At 40.8% G+C, this 14,209-nt stretch carries 16 protein-coding genes and 1 other RNA gene; 3 read left to right on the top strand and 14 right to left on the bottom strand.

From position 1 onward, the window contains the following. Positions 1-4: 4 nt before the first annotated feature. From MUS1_RS09170 to prfB, 12 genes are all read right to left on the bottom strand, one after another. Complete coding sequence (locus MUS1_RS09170) at positions 5-745, bottom strand: DUF1499 domain-containing protein (RefSeq protein ID WP_036161645.1); 741 nt, start codon at positions 743-745, stop codon at positions 5-7. Between the two features lie 92 nt (positions 746-837). After that, entirely contained in the window at positions 838-1,170 is a 333-nt protein-coding gene (locus MUS1_RS09165; RefSeq protein ID WP_036161643.1) for a YnfA family protein, read from the bottom strand. A gap of 108 nt (positions 1,171-1,278) precedes the next feature. Further along, entirely contained in the window at positions 1,279-1,524 is a 246-nt protein-coding gene (locus tag MUS1_RS09160; RefSeq protein WP_036161641.1) for a Rho-binding antiterminator, read from the bottom strand. A gap of 43 nt (positions 1,525-1,567) precedes the next feature. After that, positions 1,568-1,819, bottom strand: coding sequence for a TIGR03643 family protein (locus MUS1_RS09155; RefSeq protein WP_036161639.1), 252 nt, complete (start codon positions 1,817-1,819; stop codon positions 1,568-1,570). 110 nt (positions 1,820-1,929) lie between these two features. After that, on the bottom strand, positions 1,930-2,499 hold the full coding sequence (locus MUS1_RS09150) for a DUF6151 family protein (protein ID WP_036161970.1): 570 nt from the start codon (positions 2,497-2,499) through the stop codon (positions 1,930-1,932). A 78-nt stretch (positions 2,500-2,577) separates the two neighbouring features. Continuing rightward, entirely contained in the window at positions 2,578-3,030 is a 453-nt protein-coding gene (locus MUS1_RS09145) for a DUF302 domain-containing protein (protein ID WP_036161637.1), read from the bottom strand. A gap of 108 nt (positions 3,031-3,138) precedes the next feature. Beyond that, positions 3,139-3,504: a DoxX family protein gene (locus tag MUS1_RS09140; RefSeq protein ID WP_051436192.1), complete on the bottom strand. Its 366-nt coding sequence runs from the start codon at positions 3,502-3,504 to the stop codon at positions 3,139-3,141. Between the two features lie 59 nt (positions 3,505-3,563). After that, positions 3,564-3,974: a hypothetical protein gene (locus tag MUS1_RS09135; RefSeq protein ID WP_156924880.1), complete on the bottom strand. Its 411-nt coding sequence runs from the start codon at positions 3,972-3,974 to the stop codon at positions 3,564-3,566. A 132-nt stretch (positions 3,975-4,106) separates the two neighbouring features. Next, positions 4,107-5,729, bottom strand: a complete 1,623-nt coding sequence (locus MUS1_RS09130) for a methyl-accepting chemotaxis protein (protein ID WP_036161636.1) — start codon at positions 5,727-5,729, stop codon at positions 4,107-4,109. A gap of 288 nt (positions 5,730-6,017) precedes the next feature. Continuing rightward, a complete protein-coding gene (gene hisC, locus MUS1_RS09125; RefSeq protein WP_036161632.1) occupies positions 6,018-7,085 on the bottom strand; it encodes a histidinol-phosphate transaminase in 1,068 nt (355 codons plus the stop codon). A gap of 185 nt (positions 7,086-7,270) precedes the next feature. Further along, positions 7,271-8,770 carry a lysine--tRNA ligase gene (gene lysS, locus MUS1_RS09120; protein ID WP_036161630.1) on the bottom strand — a complete coding sequence of 500 codons (1,500 nt, stop codon included), beginning with the start codon at positions 8,768-8,770 and terminating at the stop codon, positions 7,271-7,273. A gap of 47 nt (positions 8,771-8,817) precedes the next feature. Beyond that, a protein-coding gene (gene prfB / locus MUS1_RS09115) for a peptide chain release factor 2 (protein ID WP_156924879.1) occupies positions 8,818-9,913 on the bottom strand; the annotation gives its coding sequence in 2 pieces (ribosomal slippage) (positions 8,818-9,840 and positions 9,842-9,913; 1,095 coding nt in all). Positions 9,914-10,057: 144 nt separating this feature from the next. Between prfB and MUS1_RS09110 the strand changes: the two genes are divergently transcribed. The 3 genes from MUS1_RS09110 (at position 10,058) to MUS1_RS09105 (ending at position 11,262) form a co-directional block, all read left to right on the top strand. Further along, positions 10,058-10,357 (top strand): cell division protein ZapA, encoded by a 300-nt coding sequence (locus MUS1_RS09110; protein WP_036161623.1) that lies wholly within the window; start codon positions 10,058-10,060, stop codon positions 10,355-10,357. 129 nt (positions 10,358-10,486) lie between these two features. Further along, positions 10,487-10,664, top strand: a non-coding RNA gene (ssrS, locus tag MUS1_RS15930) — 6S RNA. Between the two features lie 4 nt (positions 10,665-10,668). Continuing rightward, positions 10,669-11,262, top strand: a complete 594-nt coding sequence (locus MUS1_RS09105) for a 5-formyltetrahydrofolate cyclo-ligase (protein WP_036161620.1) — start codon at positions 10,669-10,671, stop codon at positions 11,260-11,262. Between the two features lie 15 nt (positions 11,263-11,277). Here the strand turns inward: MUS1_RS09105 and traF (MUS1_RS09100) are convergent, their stop codons facing one another. After that, on the bottom strand, positions 11,278-12,726 hold the full coding sequence (traF, locus tag MUS1_RS09100) for a conjugal transfer protein TraF (RefSeq protein WP_036161617.1): 1,449 nt from the start codon (positions 12,724-12,726) through the stop codon (positions 11,278-11,280). 113 nt (positions 12,727-12,839) lie between these two features. Further along, a complete protein-coding gene (traF, locus tag MUS1_RS09095) occupies positions 12,840-14,081 on the bottom strand; it encodes a conjugal transfer protein TraF (protein WP_036161615.1) in 1,242 nt (413 codons plus the stop codon). Positions 14,082-14,209 lie beyond the last annotated feature (128 nt).

Genomic DNA, 14,209 nt, shown 5'->3' with positions numbered 1-14,209 from the left:
TAATTTACCCTTCAAACGTTTTAATAAAGGCTCGAACACGAGCGGCATTTACGCCACGGTCGCCTCGCCCAATACGTGACACACTGCGAATATCGATTCGACTGACATCCCCTACTGGCGTAACCACAACAACGACATCATCAACAAAGCCATAAACCGAAGTACGAGCTGTTGCTTCATAACGTAAGTTTTCTACATCTTGTGCAACCAGTTCCCAGCCCATAATATCAGCAACGCGCAATGCTTCATTAAACGCTTCTGCAGCAGACAGTCCGGATTCAATTGGTGCAATGTCTGAATACGCTTTATTTTGCAAGACTGCGACTTCAGGACCACCATAAACGAGCGTATTCCTAGCACCTACTCGATTATCATCCAAGATAAGAAACTCAGGAGGCGTTACCGTATTCGTTGAAATATCATGGATAGGAGGAAGGCGTACTGGTGGGTTAATTTTTCCATACAAAGTTGGCGCTAACATAGCCAAACCAATCAACGCGGTTAAGCTTGACTTGATGACTCCACAAGAATTTCTCGCTATTTTTTGCTGTACGAAACCTAATACACCAAGGCCAAGTAAACCATAAGCAATCAGATTCATATAGGTTCGAACCAAGCCAAAACCAACAATAGGCTGCCAGAAACCCAATTTAGCACCGAACATCATTGTAGTGACAATCACAACTGCAATAACAGCAATCACAAGTAAACTCGTTCCCAAATGGGAAGATCTGTTATTTTCCATGTACATTCCAACCTTTATTAATGGGTTCTATAAAACACATCATCAACAACCTTACTTAAAAGGTTTTGTGTTTTTCTTAACCTTGTAACAACTTAAGCAGAACGCGGTGCGAACATTATAATTGCCATCCCTAAAAGCGCGACACCAGAACCGACAAGATCCCAAGTACTCGGACGAATCCCATCGATTAACCACAACCACATTATTGCGACAAAAATGTAAACACCACCGTAGGACGCATAGACTCTTCCCGCTGCCGCTGGATGTAAGGTAAGCAACCAAGCAAATGCAATCAAACTTAAACAGGCTGGTACTAACAACCAAATAGATTTGTCCTCACGCAGCCAAAGATAAGGCAAATAGCAGCCCAGTATTTCAGTCACTGCGGTAAGCATGAACAAACCAATGACCTTTATCTCAGGCACGACACATCTCCATCAAGGTTATCAAAAAGCAAACTAAGCTATGCAATAGATTCTACATGATGGCAATCATAAAAAGAGGTTTATCTAAAAAGGAATGGATGAGTAGATCTAAATAAAAGAAATGATTTTAAAATGAGGATTTTCAACACAGATTTCTAGTGTCCAAATCGAAGTCAGTACAACCAAACTATCAGAGCTTTCTGTCTTCACCTTGATACACTCTTCGCCATTCGCATTGCGCTGAGTATCTAATGCTTTGCAGTTGAGTACCTCTCCAGATTTGAACGTTAGCTTAATCGGATAAAAATACATACACACGATTTCGATCGCGTCATATTGAGCACAACTAATCAAAGGTTCACCATATCGGTTAAAAATAGAAAAAACGTCTAAAACACTAACGCGGTTTATATTGAGTCGGACAGTATCCTCTAATTACATCAGACGATCTAAGCATCAAGTGTTTGGTTTTACGACCATTGACCCGTGCTCGCCATAACCTAAAACTACTGGATTTCAGGCTTCGACGCATCAATTTAATCACCGCCTGCTCATTCAAACTAAATTGCAACTCAATGGCTTCAAAGGGCGTTCTGTCTTCCCACGCCATTTCTAAGATTCTTGATTGCTCGTGGCTATTAAACTGCATACTACTTCTCCCATTTTGGTCATGCCGCAGAAGTATTACGTGTAGATGTTCACTTTAGATCAATCTAAATATAGCTCAGCCAAAATAGGTCGATGTTCAAGAAACTAGATTTAACCCTTGAGCACTTTAGGTTCTAAGATAGGTTTGCCATTATCGTGGAAAAAGGCTGACGGTTTTTGCAGGCCTTTGATTTTCCAATGAATCAAATTAAAAACAATTTTAGACATAACACCAAATTGTGAGGCTTGTTGATCTAGAGGCACAATTTTTTTGGAAAATTTAGTTTGAAGGTAACCTAGATTTTCACTCAATTCAGCATCATCGATTGACGCCTTATCCACGAAAGTGTGAATCAAGCCGATAAAAGGAATACCCGCTTTCATCGTATTGCCAATAGGCGTATTACAACATTTAGCATACCAACGATACATACCTTTTTGACTCAAACGTACACACGCGATGTGCTCATTGCCTGTTGTGATTTTGACGTAAGATACAGGAATTTGAAATATTTCCGTTGCACCATAGTCATCTAGCACTATGTTTTCTTGCTTTAAAAACTGAGCAAAGGATTGGCAATCATTACAACAACACATGATCCTTGTTCCTGTTTTGGCATTCATATCCGCTGTTGTGCCGCGAACTGTACCACACGAACAAACCAGTTGTAATTTAGCCATTTGATTCGTCTCTGACGTAAAAAACAGAAAGCGATGATAGGTTATTTTCACGTACCATCGCTTTCTTTGAAGTAATCGTTATTTCGCTACCGCCGCTGAAGACAGTGCTTTTAATACATTTGATACTTTGTCGATAACCGCATCACAACCTTGAATATTATGACGTTCTTTAAGGTATTGCTGATTGTTATAAGAAAGCCATACTTTTTGGTCAGCATCCTCTGAGATTAGTACTTTTTGTGGAAGGTCAATGGCAACATCTTGTGCACATTGCATAAGTGGCGTTCCAACTTTCGGATTACCAAAAATAATCACTTGGGTCGGCCTTAATTCTAAACCAACACTCTGGGCATTCTTCTGATGATCAACTCGAGCAAAGACATTCAAGCCCTTACTCTTCGCAATGGATTCAAATCGATCGGCAGTTTCTTGCACCGAATATTGGCTTTCATATTTCAACAGGCTTTCTGCTGCGTTAAGTGAAAAAGAGGCGCATAAAACCGCAGCGCTAAGCGAAATTAACTTGACCATAAAGTACATCCTTTATATTAGTAATAATGATTTAAATGATATTTTCCAAACGCCTTGAACTCAAATGACATCAGGGCTCGTTATTCCTGAATTTAGATGTAAATTCTACTAGGCCCATATCGCTAAGCATTTAACGTATAAAATCCAGCCTGAAAGAGCAAATATTGCCATCGATAACAGGCCGTTTTTCCAAGAACCAAAACGAATATGACCGTAAATAACGGTTGCAGAAATAGCACACAAAATCCAAACACCTATTACGCCAACATAGTTCGGAAGCCATAAAGTAATCGCACCAAATAACTCAAACGCTCCAAAAACAGTAACCATATTTCGGTTTAGCCCAAATTGACGAAAAAATGCCAGTTGTGCGTTATATCTCGTTTTTGGCCAACCAAAAATTTTTATACAGCTGGAAGCCATGAAAAATAATGTCAACTCTAAGATCAATACGACCAAAATAACTGTATTCATTTTTTACCTTTCTTATATTTATTGATTATTATAATTTTCATAAACGATAGATCTGTTATTTAGCGTGTTACTGAGTATTTATCACCTTTTGAAGACCCAAGATCAATAACAACCGTTTGCCCACCAAAGCCATGAAGATTACATTTGGCTCTCACTATTACCATAGTTACATCGCTAGGAATTTGAACGCCACATAAACTGCGAGTAAAAGGTTGCTCGTTATCATGGGGATGAAACAAAACTCTTTCCCCTAATACCTCACCCTGTTGACTCACTACCTGCCAAGTATCTGCATAATGCTGCCAACCTTCATCGTTATGACGAACTTGCGTATCGAAGCACCAGCTTCCATTTGAGGTCTGCGAGGCTTTTACATAAGTCACCTGGGCGTATTCTAACGAATCAGAAAAAGAGTCAGTGCCATAAGCCATTGAAGAAAATAAGATCGTTATAAGCCAGTACTTAATCATAACCGTCTTCCATTTAGTTATAAAAATAAATCAAGAATATCTAATAGAGTAAAAATTATCGCCCTAAACATAAAAAAGCACACCTAAAATACTACTTCTAGATGTGCTCTTCCATTTCTTTATTCTGACGTATTATTTTACAACAAAGTAATTAATATCCTGTTTCAATTTACCAGACAATTGTTCAAGTGAAACCGCTTCTTCAGAGTTACTCTTCAATGAAAGACTACTTTCTTTCGCCATGTTCGCCACTTCTTCAACGCTTTTTGTAATCTCTTCTACAGTAGCAACTTGCCTAGACGTCGCTTGCACCACTTCCAGAACTTTTTCTAATGAGTCATTTGCTTGGGTTTGAATATCACTCAATAATTGATTCGCTTCATTAGTTAAAAGTAACCCATTTTCCACTTGAGGTACCGTTGCTTCCATCGCTTTCACAGACGCACGCGTATCTTCTTGAACCTGCTGGATCATTTTTTCAATATCGCCTGTCGCTTCACCCGTTCGCTTAGCAAGCTGCCTTACTTCATCAGCAACCACAGCGAAACCTCGACCATATTCACCAGCTCGTGCTGCTTCAATTGCTGCGTTCAAGGCAAGTAAATTCGTTTGATCAGAAATACTGTAAATAACATTAACGATATCGCCGATCTCACTGGTACGTTCTTGCAATACATTAACCTGCTCAACCGTTGCTTTCACCGTCGTCGAGATTTTTTCAATTTCACTCGCCACTTTCTGCACTGCAGTTCGCCCTTTTAAAGAGAGTTCCGCTGTTATTTTAGAGTTACTTTCTGTTTGATGTACTCTATCTGCCACAGAATTAATACTGTGACTCATTTCAGTCAAGCTGCTCACCGCTGAACTGGTATAAACAACTTGCGTCTCAGCTGCCACCAAGGCTTGCTGAGAACCAGATGCAACAATAGAAGAGCGATGTGACAATTCATCCGAGGAACTAATGATACCGTTAACCGTTTTTACGAGTTTGGCCTGCATAATTTGTACTGAAGACATCATGCTATCATCACAACAAGAATCAACTTTCCCAGTTAAATTTCCCTGAGCAATTTTAGCGATTACTTTTGCGGCTTCTTGTGGCTCGCCGCCAACAGAGTTTCGTATCCTTATACTGATAAAATAAGCGAGCGTAGAGCCAATAATGGTCGCGATAAGTGTTAGAGCGATCATCCTACCCGCAAAAGTACTCGCCACTTCACGTACTTCAATCGTTGTGGCTTGATTACTCTTTTCTTCTAAATCAATAAACTGATTAATTGTCGCAAGCCATTCTATAAATGCAGGTTTAGCATCATTCAACAATACAAGCGTTGCAGCCTCTAAGTTATTAGACGATCGATCTTTGATAATTTGCTCAATCAATGGCAAGGTTTTCTGCTCAATATTTTTGATTCTATTGTAGATAGCCATTTCTTCAGAAGACATGGATATTTTGGTTGGAGTAAGCAATAGCGCAGATTCTTGATAGAACTTATCCAGTGCTCTAATTTCTTTTACCGTGTCGTTAAGCTCTTTCTGGTTACGAGAAAAAACAACATCTCGAATGGCAATCGCTCGATCATGAACACTGCCGCGAAAATTAATGGCGTAACGCTGTTTCACCGAATTAACATCATTTATTTGTGTGATCGAATTATCAATGAAATTAACACGGTGGATACCGATACTTGTTAGAATCAGCATCATTAATAGAATACTGCCAAATCCTATGGCTAAACGCAGGTTAATTGTCATAATTTATAATCCATAGGTATTTTGATATGAAAAGTTCAATGTGAATAATACAGGCGATAATAGCGAATTATTGTGTTGTTTAGTTAAAGACATGGAAACCAATTCTACGGATGAAATAAATAATCGATTTCACCTACAAGCTAAGACACAATGACCACTATCCAATCAGCTTATCACTGCGCACTTTAAATTCAGCAGACAGATAAAAAACACTGCTTTTATCTGTCTGAAAATATCCCTCTTCTTGAAAATATGATGAAAAAAGGATTTCAATTATTAATCTTTGAACTAACCTTTCAACACACTTTTCAGTGCCGTAGTTAACGCAGCCATTTCTTCATCAGTACCAATCGTAATACGGAGGTGATTACCAATTCGTGGCTTTTTACCAAAGTAACGAACCAGAATGCCGTTATCTTTTAGAGCAACGTAAAGAGTTTCTGCGTCTTTCTCTGGGTGCATGGCAAACACGAAGTTTGTTGAAGAAGGCACGATATTGAAACCTAGCGCCTCTAATTCAATAATACTTTTCTCGCGGGTTGCTATGGTTTTTTCACAGATCTCTTTTAGATATGTCTCATCTTCTACTGCCGCTGCCGCACCAGCAAGTGCAATACGATCGATTGGGTAAGAGTTGAACGAGTTTTTCAATCGCTCTAAACCTTCAATTAAATCAGGATGACCCAATGCATAACCCACTCGAATCCCAGCCAAAGCACGAGATTTAGACAAGGTCTGGACAACCAATAAGTTTGGATATTGATTAACTAAAGACGCTGTACTTTGTGCACCAAAGTCTACATAAGCTTCATCCACCAGCACCACAACATTTGGATTGGCATTTAAGATATATTCGATGTCTGTTAATGGTAACGCTTTGCCAGTCGGAGCATTTGGATTGGTCACCACAACACCAGAAACGTCTAAATCCTGATAATCTGTTGGAACAATATCAAAGCTCTCATCAAGAGGAATCAACTGTGGATCAATGCCATACAAACCCGCATACACTTTATAAAAACTGTACGTAATATCAGCAAAAGCTAATGGTTTGCCGCCAGCAAAGTAACCCATAAACGCCAAAGCCAATACTTCATCAGAGCCATTACCAACGAAGACTTGATCGGCATTCAAAGAGTAACTTTTCGCCAAGGCGTTTTTTAATGCCGTGCCATTTGGATCTGGATACAATCGTAAACGCTCGCCCACTTCCGCCGCCATTGCCGTTAAGGCTTTTGGAGACGGTGCGTATGGGCTTTCGTTTGTATTTAATTTTATGTACTTTTTATCTTGTGGTTGTTCGCCCGGCACATAAGGGTCAAGCGAAGCAATTTTATCTGTCCAAAAACGACTCATGGAATACTCCATTACATTTCCTAAAGGGGCCAGAGCCCTTTAAAAAGTAAATATGGGATAAAGCAAATATTGTCAGTAAGTTAAAGGGCTCTGACCCCTTTAACCGTCCCCTTTCGTCTGTAGAATAAAATAAGGCCTCATCTGAGGCCTTATTGATTCATTCACTCACTATGAGCAGGCCGAAATTAATCCTGAGGTTTCATATGTGGGAACAATAAAACATCACGAATTGATGGCGCATCAGTGAACAACATGACCAAGCGATCGATACCAATACCTTCACCTGCAGTCGGTGGTAAACCGTATTCTAAGGCGTTGATGTAGTCTGCATCGTAATGCATCGCTTCATCATCACCAGCGTCTTTTTCAGCCACTTGACGCTTGAATCGTTCTGCTTGGTCTTCTGGATCGTTAAGCTCCGAGAAACCATTAGCAATTTCACGTCCACCAACGAAGAATTCAAAACGGTCTGTAATGAAATCATTGTGATCATTACGACGAGCCAATGGCGACACTTCTGCTGGGTATTCTGTAATGAAAGTCGGTTGATCAAGCTTGTGCTCAGCCGTTTCTTCAAAGATTTCCGTCCAAAGTTTGCCTAAGCCCCAAATCGGTTTCACGTCGATATGGAGTTTTTTCGCTACTGCAGTCGCTTTCTCTAACGTACTTAAATCATCTTCGGTTAAGTCTTCGTTGTAGTGCAAGATCGACTCAAGCATGGTCATACGAACAAACGGTGCGCCAAAGTCGTATTCAGAACCTTGGTAAGTCACCGTTGTTGTGTTCAATACTTTTTCCGCCACATCACGCAACATCGCTTCCGTAAGATCCATAAGATCTTTGTAATCAGCGTACGCTTGGTAGAATTCAATCATTGTAAATTCTGGATTGTGGCGCGTTGACGTACCTTCGTTACGGAAGTTACGGTTGATTTCGAATACTCGTTCGAAGCCACCCACAACCAAACGCTTCAAGTAAAGCTCAGGCGCAATTCGCAAGTACATGCTCATATCCATCGCATTGTGATGCGTAACGAAAGGACGCGCTGTGGCACCGCCTGGAATCGTTTGTAGCATTGGCGTTTCTACTTCCATGAAACGACGGTCTTCTAAGAAGCGGCGAATCGTAGAGATGATTTTAGAACGCATTTGAAACGTGTTACGAGACTCATCATTTACAATCAAATCCACATAGCGCTGGCGATAACGCATTTCCATATCAGACAAACCATGATGCTTGTCTGGCAATGGGCGCAATGATTTTGTCAGTAATTGCGCTTCTTGCATATCAACATACAAGTCGCCTTTACCCGATTTGTGCACAGGACCAGTAATACCAATGATATCGCCTAAGTCCCAGGTCTTTTGCTCTGCAAGCAATTCAGGAGACAAGGTTTTACGGTTTACATACGCCTGAATTTGTCCTGTCATGTCCTGTAGTAACATGAAAGAACCGCGATTACGTACGATACGGCCCGCAATGCTGACTTTATGATCTTTTTCTACCAATTCTGGCTTTTCAAATTCACCGAACTCAGCTTGCAAATCGGCCGCATAAGCATTTGGACGAAAGTCATTCGGGTACGCATTACGTTCTTCACGAATACTCGCCAGTTTTACACGACGCTCCGCTACTAATCGGTTGTCATCAGATTGTGTCGATTCTGTGTTATTTTCGTTAGCCATGATTTTGCTATCTGCTCTTAATAATTTTTCTAAATGGGAACGGCGCTTTATAGGCCCTGCTTTAAACTTGCAACAATAAACTGGTCTAAGTTGCCATCCAGCACGGCACCCGTGTTGGAACTTTCAACACCCGTACGCAAATCTTTAATACGTGATGAATCCAATACGTAAGAGCGAATCTGACTGCCCCAACCAATATCGGATTTATTGTCTTCTACCGCTTGCGCCGCTTCATTACGTTTCATCATTTCAAATTCGTATAACTTAGCGCGCAGTTGTTTCATCGCAAAATCACGGTTAGCGTGCTGAGAACGCTGATTTTGACATTGCACGACAATGTTCGTTGGTACGTGAGTAATACGTACCGCAGAATCTGTGGTATTTACGTGTTGACCACCAGCACCCGATGAACGATACGTATCAGTTCTAATATCTGCAGGATTGATTTCAATCTCAACGTTATCGTCAATCTCAGGGGAAACAAACACAGATGCAAAAGACGTGTGTCGGCGACTGCCTGAATCAAATGGCGATTTACGTACTAAACGATGCACGCCTGTTTCGGTACGTAACCAACCAAAGGCGTAATCACCTTCAAAGCGAATAGTCGCGGATTTAATACCTGCCACATCACCAGCAGAGACCTCCATTAATTCGACTTTGAAGCCTTTGTCTTCGCCCCAACGTAGGTACATGCGTAAAATCATGCTAGCCCAATCTTGCGCTTCCGTACCACCAGAGCCAGACTGAATATCTAAGAAAGCACTGCTTTCATCCATGTCTTTGGAAAACATACGACGAAATTCCAACTTAGCTAACAGAGCATCTAGCTCTTCTAGCTCAAGCTGAACCGCTTCTACTGAATCTTCATCGTCATCTTCAACGGCGATATCGAGTAATTCCTTGGAATCACTGACACCAGATTCCAAACTGTCCAATGTTTCAACAACAGCTTCTAGTGAGGCTCGCTCTTTGCCTAGCTTTTGAGCGTACTCTGCGTCATTCCAAATATCTGGATCTTCAAGTTCTCGGTTAACTTCTTCTAAGCGCTCTTTCTTTGAATCGTAGTCAAAGATACCCCCGTAGGGTTAAAGCACGGGCAGAAAGGTCTTTTATCTTTGAAAGTATCGGGTTTATTTCCATATTGGCGTCAATTTGCTATAAACAGTGTGGATAAAATGAATTCTGAATTGTAACGAATTTACTCGCAGCATAAAATGCCATTCGCTACTCAATGATGGAAAAACAGACCATTTTTTGTGGACCTTGCTATCAAATGGAGTCTATATGGATAAGCCAACCGTGTCAGTAGTCATACTGGGACAAACTTATAAAATAAATTGCCCTCAAGGGCACGAAGCGGATTTGAAAGAATCTGCTCAATATTTAAACGATCAAATGAATGATATCCAATCTGGTGGAAAAAACATTCCACTTGAAAAGCTCGCGGTACTAGCGGCATTGAATATTACTCACGATATGCTTTCGAGCAAAAAATACGCTCGTGCGAACGAACAACAATTGCGAACGCTGACATCACAGCTTGATAACGCTTTGGCGCATCAAACAAAATTGGTTAATGAATAATCACTCGTCGTTTATTCCTTGATCTACTTTTTTGATTGCAAGCGCAGAACACGAATTTTCTTCATACAACTCAAAAAACGAATTGGAGCACTAAGTGATTTCTAAAATAAATTACTCTATACTTCAATCTGTTTCCTGGGTTGTTCGAAGCGGCTTAACGCCCTTGAGCCTATGAGTAATACCCCGGAAAGAGCCTGTTGGTTTGGTGTGCATGTCCGTGCGTCGGAAAGCCTAAAGAGTCACAGTTCTTTCCACCTTGAACCACTGGGTTCAAGGCCAATAGCCGAAACGGCAACTTGGGAAACGCCTTTATGCCTTCACATCTAAACTCTAGACAAACACTTCGTCGCCAACTACGCCAAGCCAGAAGAGACTTATCTGTTGATGAGCAACAAACTGCGGCCGAAAACTTACTCACCTGCTTTCAACAACATTTTTTAGGTGTTGATCATTCACCTAAAACGCCAATAAACAATGTGGCCTTGTACTTAGCGAATGATGGAGAGATATCCCCACATTTGTTATGTGAACATTTCTGGCAAAAAGGTATTAATACTTACCTTCCTGTTATCCAAAACAAGCAATTGGCGTTTGCCTTGTATTCTGAAGAAACCATTTGGCAAGAAAACATATACGGCATCAAAGAACCTATGACGAAAGAGTATCTTCCTAAAGAAGCCTTAGACATTGTTCTTCTCCCCTTGGTTGGGTTTGATACTGAAGGCGGTCGACTCGGAATGGGCGGGGGATTTTACGATAGAACGTTTGAAGGAAAGAAAACGACCGAAGCGCCTTTATTAATTGGTTTGGCACACGATTGTCAGCAAGTGAAATCATTACCTGTAGAAGGCTGGGATGTACCATTGCAAGCCTTCATCACGCCAACACAAGTAATCAAAGCTTAAATATCTATTTAGACGTTAGAAAACGAAGCTGTAGCCCATAGAGAAGAATAAACCACTATTACCGGCATCGTTTTCTGGCGCATAAGCAAGATCAATCTCCAAACGCCTAGACAGAGTCGCTCCGACTGTATAATAAGTCAGTTCATTACCCACTAAATTTTTTCTGATGCCTGCCCGTATACCTGGAATAAGAATGTAGTCACTAAAAAGCGAAAGAGAGACCACACTCCATTGGTATTCATCCCCCAAAGGGTCTTTTATCGGATTCAGATCATAAGAGGCTGCCAGAGAAAAATGTTGGTCTTTGCTTTTTATGGCTGCATCAACTGTAACTTGCGCTTCCATTTTATAGGTTTCATTTAAGGAAATTTTCCCAGCACTAGCAAAGCTTACTGCTGCATTACAGTTAACTAAATCATCTGCCGTTAACCCTGTACAATTTCCTATTTCTTCATAATCAAATGTTGGTTCATTAACATTAGCAACCATCATGCCTAATTGGTAATTACGCCCGACCAACATAGCACCTAAGTCTAAGGAAAAACCATGCGCTGTATTATCTCTACTGATAAAGAAATCACCATAAGAAACGCTAGGGTCATCACCACCCTCTAAAACAGTTATCTTTTGACCCAGAGCCAGTTTATGAAAATTTATGCGCCCCCCAACAAGAATGGCTTCTGTTGGTGTCCTTGATAACATTTCGCTGTAGCCAAGACTAAATCGATAGTCTGATGCTCTCTGAATGTAAGAGGCAGTGTCTGTATCAATATCATCAAGATTAGAAACGCCACTCTCTAAATCTGTATAGTTTGCGACCGTTCTTAAATCGTTTAACCCTGTAATGGTTATATCGTCTGCTAATATAGCAGCACGCCCTACAATGGAAGCACTCGCATCAAGTGTGAAAACACTACGTCGTCTCGTCTTGTAAATAATAGGGGCAAAAGGAGCTTGTAGAGTCGTTGCAAATTTTGCATATATGGGCTCCGCAATTGCTGCAACAGAACCACTAGCATCACCTAAAGAAGTTTCTAAACTGTCGACTGTTGCATCAATATTAGCCTCAATATAAGCATCCATAGCAGCTTCAGCATCTTGTGCAGTACCGCCACCAGAAGCAACTGCACTACCCTCTGCGGCCGTTGCAGTAACAAAATCATCTAAAGTGGAGACGAAATCATTTTCAAGTATCGTTGTAAGGTCATCGATTTTGTCATTAATACCATTTACACCACCCCCTTCTACTGCAATACCAAGGGGCCCAACAAAACCGACTCGAAAGCCCTGAAGATTTGCCATTAGATAACTAGAAGCAGGGTTACCTGATGCCGTAGATAAAGCGTGACGATTTCCATAGCCACCTAAGACAATACTGGAACCAATAGGCTGGTAGAGATACATAGACGACATAGCTGTCGAACTGAATACACCAAGTCCTATCATTGCCAAATACTTTTTCATACTTTTATTATTTCTCTCAAGTTTCTGCCACCTAGCGCCCTAAGCTTTCTATCTACACAAAAAAGCCGACAATCTATAAGATCATCGGCTGCCTTTGCAGAACCTTTACATTTTTAGAAGGCAGTAGCGTAACCTAAAGAAAAGTACAAACTACGAGGTGTTTCTTCACCATCTTCGTCTTCAACGGTATCAAGTGAAACAGCAACATCTAAATTAAGGCGTTTAAGAATAGTTAAACCTGCAGACGCATAGCTTAATTCAGAACCCGCCATATTTTGACGGAAGCCAACTCGGATGCCAGGTAAAAAATGCGAATCACCATAGTAAGACAAAGACGCTGCCGCCCATTGGTATTCATCGCCTACCGCATCTGCCACAGGGTTAGCATCGTAAGACATACCCAGCGTCAACTGTTTTCCACTCGTCGAAATGGCTGCATCAATGGTGGTTTGCATTTCCATTGTGTAAGTATCACTAGCAGTTATACCGTAGGAATCCGATGCTGTATTCGTCACAATATCTGCACTATCAAATTCTGGTTGGTTAATATTTGCAAAGGTTAAACCCACTTGATAATTATGGGACACCCATACCGCCCCTAAATCCAAGCCAACATTTGTACTGCTTACAGCATCATCAGATATAGAATCTGACGCTTCATCAAACGCATCATCATCCTCTAATTTCGCTAATGCACGACCTAAAGAGATTTGGTGAAGATTCGCTTTCACACCACCAACTAACATCCCGTGAGAATTTTCCCATAAGGATCGGCTGTAACCAAAGCCAATATTCAAATCAGTGGCCGTTTGAGCATAAATAGAAGAGTCTGTTGTTAGTCCATCACTACTGGTATTCACTTCGACATCGTCAGCTAGTAAACTTGCTTTCGTCACAGCAGAGATACTGGCATCAAGCACAAAAGCCCCACCATCATCTGTACGATATATCACCGGCATTAATGGTACTTGTAAACTTGCCGAAAGTTTAACGTATGCAGAATCACCAATTTGATCCAGTATTACGTTAGCTTGATTTTTATTCACCGTAGCATTAGATGATGTAGTGTTATCGATCAAGTCTTCAATGTCTTCAATTTGATCTTCCAAGTCACTCACATCACCAAATTCAATACCGATACCAATTGGACCCACAATACCAAAACGAAAATTATCGTCATCGTCTTGGTTTACCATTAAGAATGGCGCTGCTGGGTTATGCAATGATGTATCCAATGCCCTTTGATTTGGTGCACTGCTCAAGGTAAAGCTAGAGCCAATTGGTTGGTTTACTGGCATCGCGGCCATCACAGCAGTACTTAACAAACTTGTAGAAATCGCCAACAACTTCTTCATAGATCACCCCATCCCCAATAAAATAGTAAAGTATTGTTATAAATTAGCACAATCTTGACAGTTGTGACCATATTGACTACACATTTTATACAAACAGGGATTTTTTTACCAAAAAAAACGGCAACACC

Source organism: Marinomonas ushuaiensis DSM 15871 (assembly GCF_000521805.1).
Taxonomy (GTDB): Bacteria; Pseudomonadota; Gammaproteobacteria; order Pseudomonadales; family Marinomonadaceae; genus Marinomonas; species Marinomonas ushuaiensis.
The sequence above is the reverse complement of the archived record's forward strand: the minus strand, read 5'-3'. Positions and strand labels throughout refer to the sequence as shown.